Source organism: Janthinobacterium sp. (genome assembly GCF_009923995.1).
Lineage (GTDB): Bacteria > Pseudomonadota > Gammaproteobacteria > Burkholderiales > Burkholderiaceae_D > Janthinobacterium.
In genome coordinates, this window is sequence record NZ_RFSK01000091.1 from 1 (window position 1) to 15,525 (window position 15,525).

Annotated in this window: 18 protein-coding genes; 4 read left to right on the forward strand and 14 right to left on the reverse strand. The window is 60.7% G+C overall.

Annotated features, from left to right (window positions below):
• Positions 1 to 55: 55 nt before the first annotated feature.
• The 4 genes from EBS11_RS26360 to EBS11_RS26375 form a co-directional block, all read right to left on the reverse strand.
• On the reverse strand, positions 56 to 694 hold the full coding sequence (locus EBS11_RS26360) for a peroxiredoxin (protein WP_290608117.1): 639 nt from the start codon (positions 692 to 694) through the stop codon (positions 56 to 58).
• A gap of 167 nt (positions 695 to 861) precedes the next feature.
• The gene (locus EBS11_RS26365; RefSeq protein WP_290608119.1) at positions 862 to 1,428 is read right to left on the reverse strand and encodes an alpha/beta hydrolase; all 567 of its coding nucleotides are present in this window, start codon (positions 1,426 to 1,428) and stop codon (positions 862 to 864) included.
• A 53-nt stretch (positions 1,429 to 1,481) separates the two neighbouring features.
• The gene (locus tag EBS11_RS26370) at positions 1,482 to 2,486 is read right to left on the reverse strand and encodes a sulfate ABC transporter substrate-binding protein (protein ID WP_290608121.1); all 1,005 of its coding nucleotides are present in this window, start codon (positions 2,484 to 2,486) and stop codon (positions 1,482 to 1,484) included.
• A 265-nt stretch (positions 2,487 to 2,751) separates the two neighbouring features.
• Positions 2,752 to 3,135 carry a diacylglycerol kinase gene (locus tag EBS11_RS26375; protein WP_070281337.1) on the reverse strand — a complete coding sequence of 128 codons (384 nt, stop codon included), beginning with the start codon at positions 3,133 to 3,135 and terminating at the stop codon, positions 2,752 to 2,754.
• A gap of 154 nt (positions 3,136 to 3,289) precedes the next feature.
• Here EBS11_RS26375 and EBS11_RS26380 point away from each other — a divergent pair, with 154 nt between their 5' ends.
• Positions 3,290 to 4,069, forward strand: coding sequence for an IclR family transcriptional regulator (locus EBS11_RS26380; RefSeq protein WP_034785179.1), 780 nt, complete (start codon positions 3,290 to 3,292; stop codon positions 4,067 to 4,069).
• A 153-nt stretch (positions 4,070 to 4,222) separates the two neighbouring features.
• On the opposite strand, the gene pbpG is transcribed toward EBS11_RS26380, so the two are convergent.
• The 3 genes from pbpG to EBS11_RS26395 form a co-directional block, all read right to left on the reverse strand.
• Complete coding sequence (gene pbpG, locus EBS11_RS26385) at positions 4,223 to 5,296, reverse strand: D-alanyl-D-alanine endopeptidase (RefSeq protein ID WP_290608126.1); 1,074 nt, start codon at positions 5,294 to 5,296, stop codon at positions 4,223 to 4,225.
• Between the two features lie 177 nt (positions 5,297 to 5,473).
• Positions 5,474 to 6,193, reverse strand: a complete 720-nt coding sequence (locus tag EBS11_RS26390; RefSeq protein WP_290608128.1) for a nitroreductase — start codon at positions 6,191 to 6,193, stop codon at positions 5,474 to 5,476.
• Positions 6,194 to 6,217: 24 nt separating this feature from the next.
• Positions 6,218 to 7,135, reverse strand: a complete 918-nt coding sequence (locus EBS11_RS26395) for a DMT family transporter (protein WP_290608130.1) — start codon at positions 7,133 to 7,135, stop codon at positions 6,218 to 6,220.
• A gap of 350 nt (positions 7,136 to 7,485) precedes the next feature.
• Between EBS11_RS26395 and phaP the strand changes: the two genes are divergently transcribed.
• A complete protein-coding gene (gene phaP / locus EBS11_RS26400; protein WP_290608132.1) occupies positions 7,486 to 8,052 on the forward strand; it encodes a TIGR01841 family phasin in 567 nt (188 codons plus the stop codon).
• Between the two features lie 120 nt (positions 8,053 to 8,172).
• Here the strand turns inward: phaP and EBS11_RS26405 are convergent, their stop codons facing one another.
• The 7 genes from EBS11_RS26405 to EBS11_RS26435 all read right to left on the reverse strand — a co-directional run bounded on the left by EBS11_RS26405 (position 8,173) and on the right by EBS11_RS26435 (position 14,856).
• The gene (locus EBS11_RS26405; RefSeq protein ID WP_290608134.1) at positions 8,173 to 8,892 is read right to left on the reverse strand and encodes an ABC transporter ATP-binding protein; all 720 of its coding nucleotides are present in this window, start codon (positions 8,890 to 8,892) and stop codon (positions 8,173 to 8,175) included.
• Positions 8,889 to 9,662 carry an ABC transporter ATP-binding protein gene (locus tag EBS11_RS26410; RefSeq protein ID WP_290608136.1) on the reverse strand — a complete coding sequence of 258 codons (774 nt, stop codon included), beginning with the start codon at positions 9,660 to 9,662 and terminating at the stop codon, positions 8,889 to 8,891. The genes EBS11_RS26405 and EBS11_RS26410 overlap by 4 nt, the downstream gene beginning before the upstream one ends.
• Before the next feature lie 12 nt (positions 9,663 to 9,674).
• Positions 9,675 to 10,892 (reverse strand): ABC transporter ATP-binding protein, encoded by a 1,218-nt coding sequence (locus EBS11_RS26415; RefSeq protein ID WP_290608138.1) that lies wholly within the window; start codon positions 10,890 to 10,892, stop codon positions 9,675 to 9,677.
• Between the two features lie 22 nt (positions 10,893 to 10,914).
• Positions 10,915 to 11,844: a branched-chain amino acid ABC transporter permease gene (locus EBS11_RS26420; protein WP_290608140.1), complete on the reverse strand. Its 930-nt coding sequence runs from the start codon at positions 11,842 to 11,844 to the stop codon at positions 10,915 to 10,917.
• A 301-nt stretch (positions 11,845 to 12,145) separates the two neighbouring features.
• On the reverse strand, positions 12,146 to 13,093 hold the full coding sequence (gene ispH / locus EBS11_RS26425) for a 4-hydroxy-3-methylbut-2-enyl diphosphate reductase (RefSeq protein WP_290608142.1): 948 nt from the start codon (positions 13,091 to 13,093) through the stop codon (positions 12,146 to 12,148).
• A gap of 13 nt (positions 13,094 to 13,106) precedes the next feature.
• Positions 13,107 to 13,562, reverse strand: a complete 456-nt coding sequence (locus EBS11_RS26430; RefSeq protein ID WP_034785165.1) for an FKBP-type peptidyl-prolyl cis-trans isomerase — start codon at positions 13,560 to 13,562, stop codon at positions 13,107 to 13,109.
• Positions 13,563 to 13,734: 172 nt separating this feature from the next.
• A complete protein-coding gene (locus EBS11_RS26435) occupies positions 13,735 to 14,856 on the reverse strand; it encodes a hypothetical protein (RefSeq protein ID WP_290608144.1) in 1,122 nt (373 codons plus the stop codon).
• Between EBS11_RS26435 and EBS11_RS26440 the strand changes: the two genes are divergently transcribed.
• Complete coding sequence (locus EBS11_RS26440) at positions 14,794 to 15,276, forward strand: hypothetical protein (RefSeq protein WP_290608145.1); 483 nt, start codon at positions 14,794 to 14,796, stop codon at positions 15,274 to 15,276. The genes EBS11_RS26435 and EBS11_RS26440 overlap by 63 nt on opposite strands.
• Positions 15,267 to 15,525: helix-turn-helix domain-containing protein (locus tag EBS11_RS26445; protein WP_290608146.1), on the forward strand; the 259-nt coding region annotated here is incomplete at its 3' end. The genes EBS11_RS26440 and EBS11_RS26445, both read left to right, overlap by 10 nt.

The window sequence follows — 15,525 nt, forward strand, 5'->3', positions numbered from 1 at the left end:
GGGGGAATGCGTCCCAATGGGACGCATTCCGATTGCGAAGCAACTGACCCCAGAATTACTTGTTCGGCTGCGGCGTCAGGCGCAGATACGGCTTCGCGGCCGTAAAGCCCTTCGGATACTTCTGCTGGATCACGTCCGGATCCTGCACGGTCAATGGAATGATGACGTCGTCGCCATCCTGCCAGTTGCCGGGCGTGGCCACGGTGTAGCCGTCCGTCAGCTGCAGGGCATCGATAACGCGCAGGATTTCATTGAAGTTGCGGCCCGTACTCAGCGGATACGTGAGGATCAGGCGCACTTTCTTGTTCGGGTCGATGATGAAGACGGAGCGCACGGTGGCCGTGACGGACTGTTCCGGGTGGATCATGTCGTACAGCACGGACACTTTCTTGTCGACGTCGGCGATGATGGGGAAGCCCACCACGGTGTTTTGCGTCTCTTCGATATCCTTGATCCAGCTCTTGTGCGATTCGGCCGCATCGACGGACAGGGCGATGGCCTTCACGTTGCGCTTGTCGAATTCCGGCTTGAGCTTGGCCGTCAAGCCCAGTTCCGTCGTGCACACGGGCGTGAAGTCGGCCGGGTGGGAAAACAGCACCACCCAGGAATTGCCAGCCCACTCGTGGAATTTCAGCGGGCCGATGGAGCTGTCTTGTTCAAAATCGGGGGCGACATCGCCCAGGCGTAAGGTCATCGTGATCTCCTCAATGAGTAGTAGGCGTTCAATAATAATATAGTAATGCGTATCTGACAGAACCGTAGCGAGCGGCAGCGATTTGTGGTTAAGAAGCGCAGCCGTGCATAAGCACGGTGAGCATCGCAGGCCGCAAATCGCGACGCGCAGTAGGTTATGTCAGATACTCAAGCGGCCTGGCGGTGGCGGCGCTCCCCTTGCGCCAGATCAAACAGCGTCTGTAATTGGGCCTGTCCATAGATCCAGTCGCCCAAGCCGGATTCCGCGTTGATGTGGCCCAGGGCGCCGCCATCGATATACTTGCAATTCCAGCGCCGCGCCCACTGTGTGGCGTGTTCGGCCGTCATCCACGGGTCCGTCTGGCTGGCGATCAGGATGCCGGGGCAAGGCAAACGCTTTTGCGGCAGGGCTTGCGCCACGCCAAACTTGTCCGGGTCGGCCGGTCCCACCAGCAGCACGCCGGCCACGCCCTGCGGGTCGCGGGCCAGGCTGTGCGCCGTCGTCAAACAGCCGAAACTGTGGGCAACGATCAGGGTGGGACGGCTGTCCTGGCGCCGCACCCGCTCCAGGCGCGCCGACCAGGCGGCCAGGTCGGGAACGCTCCAGTCATCCTGCTCGACCCGCTCGAACTGCGGATACAGGCGCTGCCAGCGGCTCTGCCAATGCTCGGGGCCGCTGTTATGCAAGCCCGGCACGATCAGTACCCGGTAATCGGAAAAGCTGCGCAGCGCCATGATGTTGCCCTTTCAGTAAGGGTCTGGCTATCGTTGCCGATTGCCAGCCGGTATTACTTAGGTTGGTAGATCTGGTCGAAGATGCCGCCGTCGGCAAAGTGCGCCTTCTGTGCCGCCGTCCAGCCGCCCGCCACCTGTTCGATGGTGAACAGGTTGACCTTGGCAAACTGCGATGCGTATTTCTTCGCCGCCTTGTCCGTGGCCGGACGGTAGTAGTTCTTGGCGATGATGTCTTGCGCTTCGTCCGTGTACAGGTAGTTCAGGTAAGCTTCGGCCACCTTGCGCGTACCGTGCTTGTCGGCAAACTTGTCGACGACGGCGACGGGCGGCTCGGCCAGGATGCTGACGGACGGGGTGATGATGTCGAACTTGGTCGGGCCCAGTTCCTTGACGGCCAGGTAGGCTTCGTTTTCCCAGGCGATCAGCACGTCGCCGATGCCCCGCTCGACGAAGGTGGTGGTGGCGCCGCGCGCGCCGGAATCGAGCACGGGCACGTTCTTGTACAGTTTGCCGAGGAAATCCTTGGCCTTCGCTTCGCTGCCGCCCGGCTGGCGCAGGGCGTAGCCCCACGCTGCCAAGTGGTTCCAGCGGGCGCCGCCCGAGGTTTTCGGATTCGGCGTGATGACGGACACGCCCGGCTTGATCAAGTCATTCCAGTCCTTGATGCCTTTCGGGTTGCCCTTGCGCACTAGGAACACGATGGTCGAAGTGTACGGCGAGCTGTTGTGCGCCAATCGCTTTTGCCAGTCGGCCGCCAGCAGCTTGTGCTCGGCCAGCGCGTCGATGTCGTAGGCCAGGGCCAGGGTCACCACGTCCGCTTCCAGGCCGTCGATGACGGCGCGCGCCTGCTTGCCGGAACCGCCGTGCGATTGCTTGATCTTGACGTTGTCGCCCGTCTTGCCTTTCCATTCCTTGGCAAATGCCGTGTTCACATCCTGGTACAGCTCGCGCGTCGGGTCGTACGACACATTGAGCAGGGTGATATCGGCAGCCTGCGCCGTTTGCAGAATGGCAAACGCGCTGATGGCGGTGGCTATGATGATTTTTTTCGACAGCATCTAAGATCCCCGTGTGGTTGAACTTTCAGAGCCACCAGATTACGGCGCCGCGGCCGCAAAGAGAACGAAGCGTTTCACCGTTTGATATACATTTTTCGCATATGGACGGCGCGCAACGGGGATTTAGCAGTTAAGACGCCGGAGCAAACCGTGGCGAGCGGAAGGAATAGGCGGTCGAGAAACGCAAGCGTGCCGAGCACGGGGCCGCCGAGGCAGCGAGCATCGCAGGCTGCCCATACCGATGCGCAGCAGCTTTTGACAGGGATCAATAAAAGCGGTTGAACAGGACCACGGCCCACGTGGCGAAGGCCAGGATACAGGTGAGCAGCACGGCGGCGCTGCCGAAGTCCTTGGCATTTTTCGACAACGGATGGCGCTCCAGCGAGATGCGGTCGACCACGGCTTCCAGCGCCGAGTTGATGAGTTCGACGATCAGCACCAGCAGCAGCACGCCGATCAGCACGAGTTTTTCAAAGGCGGAGATGCGCAGCAGCAAGGCGATGACCGTGCCGACGACGAACAGGCCCAGTTCCTGGCGGAATGCGTGTTCATGGCGCCAGGCCGCCTTCAAGCCGTCCAGCGAGTAGAAAAAGGCGGAAAAAATGCGTTTCAGGCCGCTCTTGCTCTTGAATTCATTTACAGGTTGCATGGTTTTCCAGGGTGAGGCACGGGTGCAATAAAGCCATTATGACGGCCGGCATAGGGATTGTGACAATTTTTTCGCCGATTATCTCGGAACATTTCACTATTTTTTCACATCATGGTATAAAGATGCATGAATACTGCATTGCACCAAATCCATCATGAAAATTGAACCGGTCGCAGCTCCAAAGACGACGATCCAGGTGATCGAGCGCATGGTTGCCCTGCTCGATGCCTTGGCGAAATATTCTGACCCTGTCAGCCTGAAGGAATTGTCCAAGGTATCCGGGCTGCACCCCTCGACGGCGCACCGCATCCTCAACGACATGGTGCTGACGCGCTTTGTCGACCGCATCGAACCGGGCACGTATCGCCTGGGCATGCGCCTGCTGGAACTGGGCAATGTGGTGAAGAGCCGCCTCAGCGTGCGCGAAGCGGCGCTGGACTTCATGCGCCAGCTGCACAAGAAAACCCAGCAGACCATCAACCTGTCCGTGCGCCAGGGCGACGAGATCGTCTACATCGACCGCGCCTTTTCCGAGCGCTCGGGCATGCAGGTGGTGCGCGCCATCGGCGGGCGCGGCCCCCTGCACCTGACGTCGACCGGTAAACTGTTCCTGTCCGTGGACGAGCCGAAAGCCATCCGCGCCTACGCCACGCGCACGGGCCTGGCCGGGCACAACAAGAATTCCATCACGGACCTGCAAAAGCTCGAACGCGAACTGAGCCTGGTGCGCGAACGCGGCTATGCGCGCGACAACGAGGAGCTGGAACTGGGCGTGCGCTGCATGGCCGCCGGCATCCGCGACGACTCGGGCAAGCTGATCGCGGGTCTGTCGATCTCGGCGCCCGCCGACCGCCTGCAGGATGAATGGCTGGTGGACCTGGTGGAAACGGCGAACCAGATTTCCGTCACATTGGGTTATATCCCGCAAGACTGAGAACGCCTGACCCAACGTGCTGCGCGGCGCGCTGTGCGGCCGGCGATGTTCACCGGCGCGGCGCCCCCGTACAGGGTACGGTAGCGCTGCCTAGCCACAAGTCACGACCGCTCGCGACGGTTTTGTCAGGCGTCGTGCCGACAACTTTCTGCATTAACCACCAGGCAGGCTCATGTTTGCTGGCTTCAGGGCTTCCAGCCACTTGCGCATGCGGCCCGCGTCGGCCGTGCGCGACTGTTTCCCTTTGGAATCGAGGAAGACCATGATCACGGCCCGTCCTTCGATGACGGCCTGCATCATCAGACAACGTCCCGCCTCGTTGATGAAGCCCGTCTTCTGCAAGCCGATTTCCCAGCCCGGGTTGGCCACCAGGTGATTCGTATTGCCGAACTGCATGGGCTGGCCGCTCGCTTCCACGATGGCTTTCGGGTCCGTCGAATACTGGCGCAGCAGGGGCTGCTGGAAGGCGGCCATGGCCAGCTTGCCCAGGTCGCGCGCGCTGGCCACGTTCATTTTCGACAGGCCGCTGGAATCGACGTAATGCGTATCCATCATGCCCAGCTGGCGCGCCTTGCTGTTCATGGCGTCGACGAAGGCGGGCAAGCCGCCCGGATAATTGCGGCCCAGGGCCGAGGCGGCGCGGTTTTCCGAGCTCATCAGGGCGATGTGCAGCATATTGCCACGTGTTAATTGCGAGCCCACCTTCAGGCGCGAACTGCTGAACTTGGCACGGTCGACGTCGTCGTCCGTGATCGTCAGCACTTCATCCATGTCCTGGTGCGCTTCCACCACCACCAGCCCCGTCATCATCTTCGTGATGGAAGCGATGGGCAGGGCCACATTGGAATTCTTTTCAAACAGCACTTCCGAATTGGCCTGGTCCAGCACCAGCGCCACGCTGGACTTGAGGTCGAGCGGATCGCGCGTCAGGTTCAGGCCCGCCAGGTCGCCCATGGTGGGCATCGGCGCGGCCATGGGCACGGCCACGCTGCTGACCTTCTGGTAGATGACCTTGCGCTTGCCGCGCACCATGACGACCCGGCGCACGGTCTTTTCGCGCGGCGCGGCCGTCGTGCCCTTGCGCAGCACGACTTTGACTTTCTTGGAATTGTGTTTCTTGGAGGCTGAGGATTTGCCGTTTGCTTCCTTGGCGTGCACGGCCGCAGCCGGCGCCAGCGCAAACAGCAGGGAAGCCAGGACACCCAGCGCAAGTTTAAACTTAGCCATTCGATAATTCCCCGTGAAGCTGTTGCCTTATTGCAGTGTAGCGAAATGCAGAGTAATCGCAAGCCCATTTAACAGTTAGGACAGTATTTATTGCAGCAATGAAATACAAATCGTTGGTGGCGAGCAAACAAGCTCATCCTTGATTCCGTGTTTACTTGTGCAAATCGCTATAGATAACTAAGTGGCAATGAATTTAACAAAGCCGGCCAGCGGCTCGCGTTCCGTGCTCAGGCGGTTCTCGACCCTGTCCGGGTCCGCATAGCCGAGGGCCATGCCGCACACCACCATTTCGCTGGCGGGCACGTCCAGTTCCTCGCGGATGATGTCATGGTAATGGATGAAGGCCGCCTGCGGGCAAGTGTCGAGTCCCCGCGCGCGCGCCGCCAGCATGATGTTTTGCAAAAACATGCCGTAATCGAGCCAGGACCCCTGCTCCAGCACCCGCTCGATGGTGAAGATCAGGCCGACGGGCGCGTCGAAGAACTGGAAATTGCGCCCGTGCTGGGCCGCCATGCCGGCCGTGTCGCCCCGCTCCAGGCCCAGCAGCTGATACAGGTCCAGGCCGATCTTGCGGCGGCGCGCGATGAACGGCGCCGTCCACTGCCGCGGATAATAGGTGTACGACGCCGTGCGGGCGGGCGCATCGGGCGCTGCCGGCGCCTCGTAGGCATCGAGGATGCGGCGCGACAGGCGCTGGCGCGCCTCGCCCGACAGCACATACACTTTCCATGGCTGCATGTTGGCGCCCGAGGGCGCGCGCGCCGCCACTTCCAGGATGCGCGCGATGTCGTCCTGCGCCACGGGCGTGGGCAAGAAGGCGCGGATCGAGCGACGCGACAGGATGGCCGCATCGACGGCTTGCTGCGTCGACGGTGTTTCAAATGCTTGCTTGCTCACTGCCCTGCTCTCCTGCTTGTTGCTTTATTTTTTGACCACGAACACCACGCCGACGACGGCCACCAGCATGCCGGCGATGCCCAGCATATTAAACGCTTCACCAAACATCAGCCAGGCCATGACGGCCGTCGTGGGCGGCGTCAGGTACAGCAGGCCCGTCACTTTCGTGGCGTCGCTGCGGCGGATCAGGGCGAACAGCAGGAAGATGGCGCCGATGGAGAGCACGAGCACCGACCACAGCAAGGCGCCGATGAAATTCGCCGTCCATTGCACATTGCTGAACTGCCAATCCAGGCCTTCGTAATACAGGGCGAAGGGCAAGACCACGACGATGGAGGCGGCAAACTGCACCACCGTGCCGGTGCGCAAGTCGAACTGGGGACAGTGGCGTTTTTGATACATGGTGCCGGCCGTCATCGACAGCAGGGCAAACACGCACAGCAGCACGCTTTCCACCGTCAAGCCCACGAGGTTGATCTTCGCGTACACCACCAAAGCGACGCCCAGCAGGCCGAAAACCAGGCCCAGCCATTGGCGCGGGCGCACGGATTCGCCGATCAGGGGCGCGGCGCAGGCCGTCAGCACGGGCTGCATGCCGACAATGAGCGCAGAGAGGCCGGCCGGCATGCCCAGCTTGATGGCGCACCAGACGCCGGCCAGGTAGCCGGCCTGCATCAGGATGCCGGCCACGGCGATCTGGCGGAACTGTCCCACGGGCCATGGCGCGCGCAACAGCAGCACCAGCGGCAGCAGGATGACCAGCACGCCCAGGAAGCGCAGCAGCAGAAAGGTCAGCGGCGGCGCGTAGGGCAGGCCGAACTTGGCGACGATAAAACCTGTGCTCCATAACAACACGAAGAAAGCGGGCAAGGCCATCGGTGCCAGGGTGGCCAGGAAAGGAGCTTTGCCGCTGGCGCCAGCCGCGGCGGGAAGATTGGACATGGTATCAACTCGGGAAACGGGGTCGGCACCGGGGCGCTGCGCCAGTGCGGGAGGCAAAGTCTAGCATGCTGCGCCGCACCCGTCCCGAAAGGCGGGGAAATAACGGTTTAGGCTTAAACCATTAACACGCAGAAATCAAATATTTCTCTTTAGAAACAATGGTTTTTGATGCAAATCTATTCAATTGTTGCATCGCACAAGATTCGCTTGACTTCATTTTTTTTAACCGTAGAATAGGGTTTGTTGCGTTGCACAATTCTTGTTCAGCTTGAAAAATTTAGATTCACCTGCTTTCCCAAACGGTACACGCAGCATCAAATTAACCAGATTTCGATATTTTGGAGATTTATATGTTTTCAATTCCTGAGCAGTTTTCGTCCGCTACCAAAGCCAACCTGGAAGCCCAATTCGCCCTGTTCTCGTCGCTGACGGGCAAGGCCTTCGAAGGCATCGAAAAGATCGTCGAACTGAACCTGACCGCTGCCAAGGCAACGCTGGAAGAATCGACGGCCGCCGCCAAGCAATTGCTGTCGGCAAAAGACCCACAAGAATTCTTCTCGCTGACCGCTGCGCAAGCCCAGCCTAGCGCCGAAAAAGCCATCGCCTACGGCCGTCACCTGGCTGCCATCACGTCGGGTACCCAGGCTGAATTCAGCAAAGCGGCCGAATCGCAAATCGCCGAAACCAACCGCAAGGTCCTGTCGCTGGTGGAAGAAGTGACGAAGAACGCGCCAGCCGGCTCGGAAAACGCCGTCGCCATCCTGAAAACGGCCATCGGCAACGCCAATGCAGGCTACGAGCAATTCTCGAAAACCAGCAAGCAAGCCGTCGAAGCCATCGAAGCGAACCTGGCATCGGCCGTGAACCAGTTCACGCAAGCGGCTGAAAAAGTCGTGCCGCGCGCCGCCGCCAAGTAATTACCAGGCGGCCGCTGCGGCGGTCGCTGTTACCAGCTCCTCCAGGCATCCATCCCGCTTCTCCCCCACGGATGCCATTATGCCCCGGCCCAGCCGGGGCATTTTTTATGCGCGCTTGCTTTATTCGCCCAGATACGCGGCCTTCACGCGCGGATCGTCGAGCATGTCGGCCGCATTGCCGCCCATGGTCACCAGGCCGGAATCCATCACGTAGCCCCGGTGCGCCGCCTGCAGGGCCAGGCGGGCATTCTGCTCGACGAGCAGGATGGTGATGCCTTCGGACGACACCCTGCGGATGACCTCGAAGATCTTTTCCACCATGATGGGCGACAGGCCCATCGACGGCTCGTCGAGCAGCAGCAGCTTCGGGTGGCACATCAGGGCGCGCGCCATGGCCAGCATCTGCTGCTCGCCGCCCGACAGGGTGCCGGCCATCTGCGCCGCCCGCTCCTTCAGGCGGGGGAACACGTCGAACCACTTGGCGATATCGTCCTCGACGCCTGCCTTGTCCGTGCGCGTATAGGCGCCCATCATCAGGTTTTCGCGGATCGACATGCGGGTAAACACGCCCCGCCCTTCCGGTACCATGGCCAGCTTCCGCTCCACCAGGTGGAACGATTTCGAGCCCTTCAGCGATTCGCCCAGGTAGCTGATCGTGCCGTCGACCTTGCACGCAGGCAAGGTGCCCGTGATGGCTTTCAAGGTCGTCGTCTTGCCGGCCCCATTCGCGCCGATCAGGGCGATCAGCTCGCCCTCGTTGACTTCCAGGTCGATGCCTTTCACCGCCTTGATGCCGCCGTAGGCCACGTGCAGGCCCGCCACCTTCAATACATTGCTCATGCGTGCGATCCCCCCAGGTAAGCCTCGATGACGGCCTGGTTTTGCTGTATTTCGGCCGGCAAGCCTTCGGCGATGCGCTTGCCATATTCGAGTACCGTGATGCGGTCGCACAGCCCCATCATCAGTTTCACGTCGTGCTCGATCAGGAGCACGGTCTTGCCTTCCGCCTTGATTTTGACCAGCAGCTCGCGCAGGGCCAGCTTTTCCGTCGCGTTCATGCCCGCCGCCGGCTCGTCCAGGGCCAGCAGGGTCGGGTCGGTGGCCAGCGCGCGGGCGATTTCCAGGCGCCGCTGGTCGCCATACGACAGGAAACGGGCCGTGCGGTTGGCGAACTGGGCAATGCCGACGAAATCGAGCAGTTCCATGGCGCGCCGGCGGATGGACGCCTCCTCCTCGCGCGCCGCCTTGTGGCGGAAGATGGCGCCGAACACGCCCTGGTGCGAGCGCACGTGGCGTCCCACCATGACGTTTTCCAGCGCCGTCATGTCGCCGAACAGCCGGATGTTCTGAAAGGTGCGGGCGATGCCCGCCTTGGCCACCTTGTGCGGCGCGGACGGCGAATACGGCTTGCCGGCCAGCTCGAAAGTGCCCGTGTCGGGCTGGTACAGGCCCGTGATGACATTGAAAAACGTCGTCTTGCCGGCGCCGTTCGGCCCGATCAAGCCATAGATCTGGCCTTGCTTGATGGTAATGCCCACGTCCGTCAATGCCTGCAGGCCGCCGAAGCGTTTATTCACGCCGGCGATATTGAGAATGATCTGTTCGCTCATGGTCTTCCTCGCTTAAGCGGACACGACGCCGGTGGATTTTCCCGGCTGGTCGACGTCGTGGTCGGGCCGGTCCTCGTGCTTGGGTGCCGGCCACAAGCCGGCCGGACGGTTGAGCATGATCAACACCATGGCCAGGCCGTACAGCAGTTGGCGCAGCACTTCCGCCTCGATCACCACGTGGCCGAACAGCGCCTGCTGGGCCGGTTCGACCACATGGCGCAGCACTTCCGGGATCGAGGCGAGGATGATGCCGCCGAGAATCACGCCGGGAATATGCCCGATACCGCCCAGCACCACCATGGCCAGCACGGCGATCGATTCCGTCAGCGAAAACGATTCCGGCGAGACAAAGCCCTGAAAGGAGGCGAACATGGCGCCGGCCACGCCGCCGAACGAGGCGCCCATGGAAAAGGCCAGCAATTTCACGTTGCGCGTGTTGATGCCCATGGCCTTGGCGGCGATCTCGTCCTCGCGGATGGCCACCCAGGCGCGGCCCAGGCGCGAATGCTGCAGGCGCTTGGTGACGAAGACGACGGCGATGCACAGGAAAAGGAACAGGAAGTAATACGCATTCACGGACGGCATGGAAAAGCCGCCCACCACGACGGTGCTGTTGCTGCCCGCCTCGCCCGCCAGGTTGACGCCGAAGATGCGGATGGGGTCGATCAAATTGATGCCTTGCGGGCCATTCGTGAAATTGATGGGGTCATTCAGGTTGTTCATGAAGATGCGGATGATCTCGCCAAAGCCCAGGGTCACGATGGCGAGATAGTCGCCGCGCAGCTTCAGCGTGGGCGCGCCCAGCAGGGCGCCGAAAAATCCCGCCACGGCGGCGGCCAGGGGCACGATGGCCCAGATCGACAGATGGATGCCGTTTTCGCGGATTTCCGGCCCCATCAGGTGCACCAGGGACTCGCCCAGCACCGGGTACTGGTTCACCACGGATTCGAGCAGGATGGCGAACTGGGGCGACGCCAGCAGGGCCGTCAGGTAGGCGCCCACGGCATAGAAGGCGATGTAGCCCAGGTCGAGCAGGCCGGCGAAGCCGACGACGATGTTCAGCCCGAGGGCCAGCATGATGTACAGCAAGGCCATGTCGATGATGCGCACCCATGAATTGCCGAACTGCGCGGCAAAGAAGGGAAACACCACCAGCAGCGCGGCCAGGCCCAGCATGCCGGCATAGGCCTTGGCCGGATTTTTCTTAGCGTCGAAATCGAGTAGTGCCATGATTTAATCTCCCAGTGTCACATCAGGCACGGTCGGCCACGCGTTCGCCCATGATGCCGGACGGGCGCAGGGTCAGCACGATGATCAGCACGACGAAGGCAAAGATATCCTGGTAGTGGCTGCCCAGGAAGCCGCCCGTGATGTCGCCAATGTAGCCGGCGCCCAGGCTCTCGATGATGCCCAGCAAGATACCGCCCAGCATGGCGCCATAGATATTGCCGATGCCGCCCAGCACGGCCGCGCAGAACGCCTTCAGGCCGGGGATGGCGCCCATGGAAAACTGGATGGACGCATAGTTGGCACCCCACATGACGCCGGCCACGGCCGCCAGCGCGGCGCCGATGGCGAAGGTGGCCACGATGACCTTGTCGGAATCGACGCCCATCAGGCCCGCCACGCGGGGGTTTTCCGCCGTGGCGCGCATGGCGCGGCCCATGCGCGTTTTTTCCACCAGCAAGACCAGTCCGCCCATGGACAGTGCGGCCAGGGCCAGCAGCAATACTTGCGTCTGTGAAATGACGGCGCCGCCGATATTGATGGGGTCGGTCGACAGCAGTTGCGGGAAAGGCAGGGGATTGCGTGTCCAGATCATCATGGCAAAGGTTTGCAGCAGGATGGACACGCCGATGGCGGTAATCAGGGGAGCGAGGCGGGGGGCGTTGCGCAGGCGGCGGTAGGCGACCCGCTCGATGAGGATGTTGACCAGGATACACACGGGAATGGCGCCGAGGATGGCCGTGGCCAGTTTCAGGTAGCCGGGCCAGTCCGGCACGTAAATGCCCAGCAGCTTGAGGATGGTCAAGCCCACCATGGCGCCGATCATCAGCACGTCGCCGTGGGCGAAGTTGATCAGGTTCAAGACGCCGTACACCATCGTGTAACCGAGGGCCACCAAGGCATACATGCTGCCCAGCACCAGGCCGTTGATGATTTGCTGGATGAAGGTATCCATGGTCAGATTGCCCTATCAAATCTACATTGTCGGGAACAACTTCCGCCGGAACACGCGCCGCTGATACAAAAACGGCACCGGAGGAAAAATTCCTGCAGTGCCATCCCTGGACCGTTCTCACCAGCATGGTGCACGCACTAAAAACGGGCGTGCCCCTGCTTAGTCATAACGACAACATATTCAAGCTTGAGGCAATCATAACGATCTTTTGCAAAAACTAAGCTTGGAATAAATCAATCATTTCCGAATTAAATTCGGTTTTAAGGTCACTATTTCATCGATATTCAGTCACCCTGCCGGCTCAGGCGACGTCGCGCTTGATGCCATCGAGGCCTTTCGGCATCGGGAAGGTGACGGCTTCCTGCACGCCGTCGAGCGGGCGCACGCTCTTCACGCCGCACTCTTTCAGACGGTCGATGACGGCCTGCACCAGCACCTCGGGCGCGGAGGCTCCGGCCGTCACACCCACGCGCAGCTTGCCTTCCAGCCAGGCCGGATCGATTTGCGAGGCATTGTCGACCATGTAGGCAGGCGTGCCCATCTTCTCGGCCACTTCGCGCAAGCGGTTCGAGTTCGAGCTGTTTGGACTGCCCACGACGATCACCAGTTCCACCTGCGGCGCCATGAATTTCACGGCTTCCTGGCGGTTGGTGGTGGCGTAGCAGATGTCGCCTTTTTTCGGTTCCGCGATGTTCGGATATTTCTGTTTCAGGGCCTCGATAATGTCGCGAGTGTCGTCAACTGACAACGTTGTCTGCGAGACATAGGCCACGCTGTCGGGGTTGGCGACCTGCAGTTTTGCCACATCATCGAGCGTTTCCACCAGGTGCATGCCCATGTCTGCCTGGCCCATCGTGCCTTCCACCTCGGGGTGGCCATCGTGGCCGATCATGATGATCTCGCGCCCTTCGCGGCGCATCTTGCCCACTTCCATGTGCACCTTGGTGACGAGGGGGCAAGTGGCGTCAAAGATGCTCAGGCCGCGCGATTCCGCCTCGGCGCGCACGGCTTTCGACACGCCATGGGCGGAAAACACGAGCGTATTGCCGGCCGGCACATCATCGAGGTCATCGATGAAGATGGCGCCCTTGTTGCGCAGGTCGGCCACCACGTAGGCGTTGTGGACGATTTCATGGCGCACGTAGATCGGCGCGCCAAATTGCTGCAAGGCGCGTTCGACGATTTCAATCGCGCGGTCGACGCCAGCGCAAAAACCGCGGGGCTGGGCCAGTAACAGTTCCTTATCCATCGCTACTCCTTCTTTACAGGACCGAGATGAGCTTGACTTCAAAGCGCAGCGGCTGGCCCGCCAGCGGATGATTGAAGTCGAACAGGGCCGAATCGTCGCGCATTTCGCGCAGCACGCCGGCAAAGCGGCCGCCGCCCGGGGCAGCGAAATCGACCAGGTCGCCGATCTTGTAGTCGGCGCCCGGCACGGAGTTTTCGTCCAGGGTGGCGCGCGAGACGGACTGCACCAGCTCGGGATTGCGCTCGCCGAAGCCTTCGCCGGCCGCCAGCTCGAAGGTCTGGTGCGTGCCTTCAGGCAAGCCCAGCAAACGCTGCTCGAGGAACGGCGCCAGCTGGCCCTGTCCCAGCATCAAGGTCGCGGGATTGCCGCTGAAGGTCGTGACAATATCAGTACCGTCAACAGTAGCAAGACGATAATGCAGGGTGAGGTAAGCCGCTTCGGTGACGACTGCTGGTTGCTCGTTGGACATAGTGAGTTTTCAAGTAGCTGATGCAAAACGATATTGTAAGCCACACTGGCCGCGCCTGCCCCATGGCATCGTCAAAGAACGGCGCATGCGGGCAAAACGGGAAGAAGAACAGGCAGGACAGGCCACAACGCGAGGATTGCGGCCTGTCCATAACGACAACAGTGACAGCCGATCAGTTGATATCGCTGTCTTCCGCCACATTCTTCAGCTTGTCGATCAAGGCAGCCACATCCTGGCGCGACTCGCTGGAAAAGCCCATCTTGGCGGTGGCATTGATCTTGCCGTCGATCTCCTGTGTGACGGCAAAATCAGAAATCCCCAGCATGCGCTCGAACAGGATGACTTTCTTGCCACTGTTAAGGTCAGTGGCGGTCACCTTTTTCGTGCCCTTTTCCTGTGCGACCAGGATAGGACGTCCCGGCACGTTGAACCAGTGAATACGCCAGAAATAATGCTCCATATTGCGCTTGCCGCCTGCGGCATAGATGCTGTCGAGCGATTCCAGCCGCGAGCACTTTGCGGCCATGGCATTTTTCAGCTTGCAATCGCTTAATACTTCCGCCTGCTTGCTTTCCAGCGTGATATTGAGCGGTACGATACGGCCACTGGAGACATTGAACAAGGCATAGTCATCCTTCTTGCCGATGCCCATGCTGCTGCCCAGGGCTTGCGCCGCGCCCACCAGGCCGACCGCGATATCGGCTTCCGCAGACTTGCTGCCACCGGCATTGCCAGAACTGCCTTTCAAGACATCCAGCATGGCGTAATTCTCGCTCGTGCCCAGGCCTGCGGCGGGGCCGATCAGTTTCGCTGCGCCTATCAGTCCCCCCACGATATTGCCTACCTGCGAGGGGCCTTCCGGGACGGGTGCCCGTTCCAGCAAGACATAGCCGGTATTGACCGCATCACCATTTTGCAAGGGTGCAATGGAAAAGTCGGCCGGTGCCGCGAAACTGGTGGCGCCCTTCCCTGCCACATAGCGCGATCCCATATTGTCGCTGGCAATCACGAAGCCGCGCGACGACGGAATCAGGCGGCGGCCCGAGAAGCTCCTGCCGGTCACGGTCGTGACTGTCCAAAGCCCGCCCCCGCGCTGCGCGTTGGCGATGACGACAGGTTCGTTTTGCGTCGTCGCCCGCCCCGCTTTCACGACATAGTATCCGGGTTCGGTTTCGAGGACATAGGTGAAGTCGCCCGATGGAATATCGTAGGAATACGCCGATATCGTGCCTTGCGCATCGACATAGCGCTGGCCATTGATGGAAAAACCATCGCGTGCACGCTCAAACTGCACGCCCTGGCGCAAGACGGGAAACTGGCTGATGGCGGCGGCCAGCATGGCTTCGGAGCTCTGCTGCGCCATCTGGCCATTCATGGGCTGCTGCGCCTGCCATTGTTGTTGAGGTTGCTGCTGCCATTGCTGCTGCGGCTGCGGCTGCTGTTGCTGCGGCTGCTGTTGCTGCGTCTGCCATTGCTGCTGAGACTGTTGCTGCGGCTGTTGCTGTGGCTGCCATTGTGGCGGCGGGTGTGGCGGTGGCTGTTGCTGCTGAGGCTGCTGCTGCCACTGCTGCTGTGCCTGCTGTTGCTGCTGCCATTGCTGCTGTGTTTGCGGAGGCTCAGCCTGCCATTGTTGTTGTGGCTGTTGTGCTTGCTGTGGCTGCGGCTGCCACTGCTGCTGAGCTTGCTGTGGCTGTGGCTGCGCCTGTGCCTGTAAAGCGCACAACTAAGAAAATACCAGATGATACTAGGAAAAAGGTTAAAGAATTATCTGCAGATGGCAAAAGTGTCCGGCAAATTGCAACTATTCTTGGAATATCAAAGACAACGGCCGCTACAATTGTTAATGAGATGCCAAAAGAAGTAGCAGTCCAAATATTATCTCCAAATACTATAGAACCTATGGATGATGCAAGTTTTGCGAATGCTATAACTTCTAGTGTTCCTACAAATACAATTGCACCAA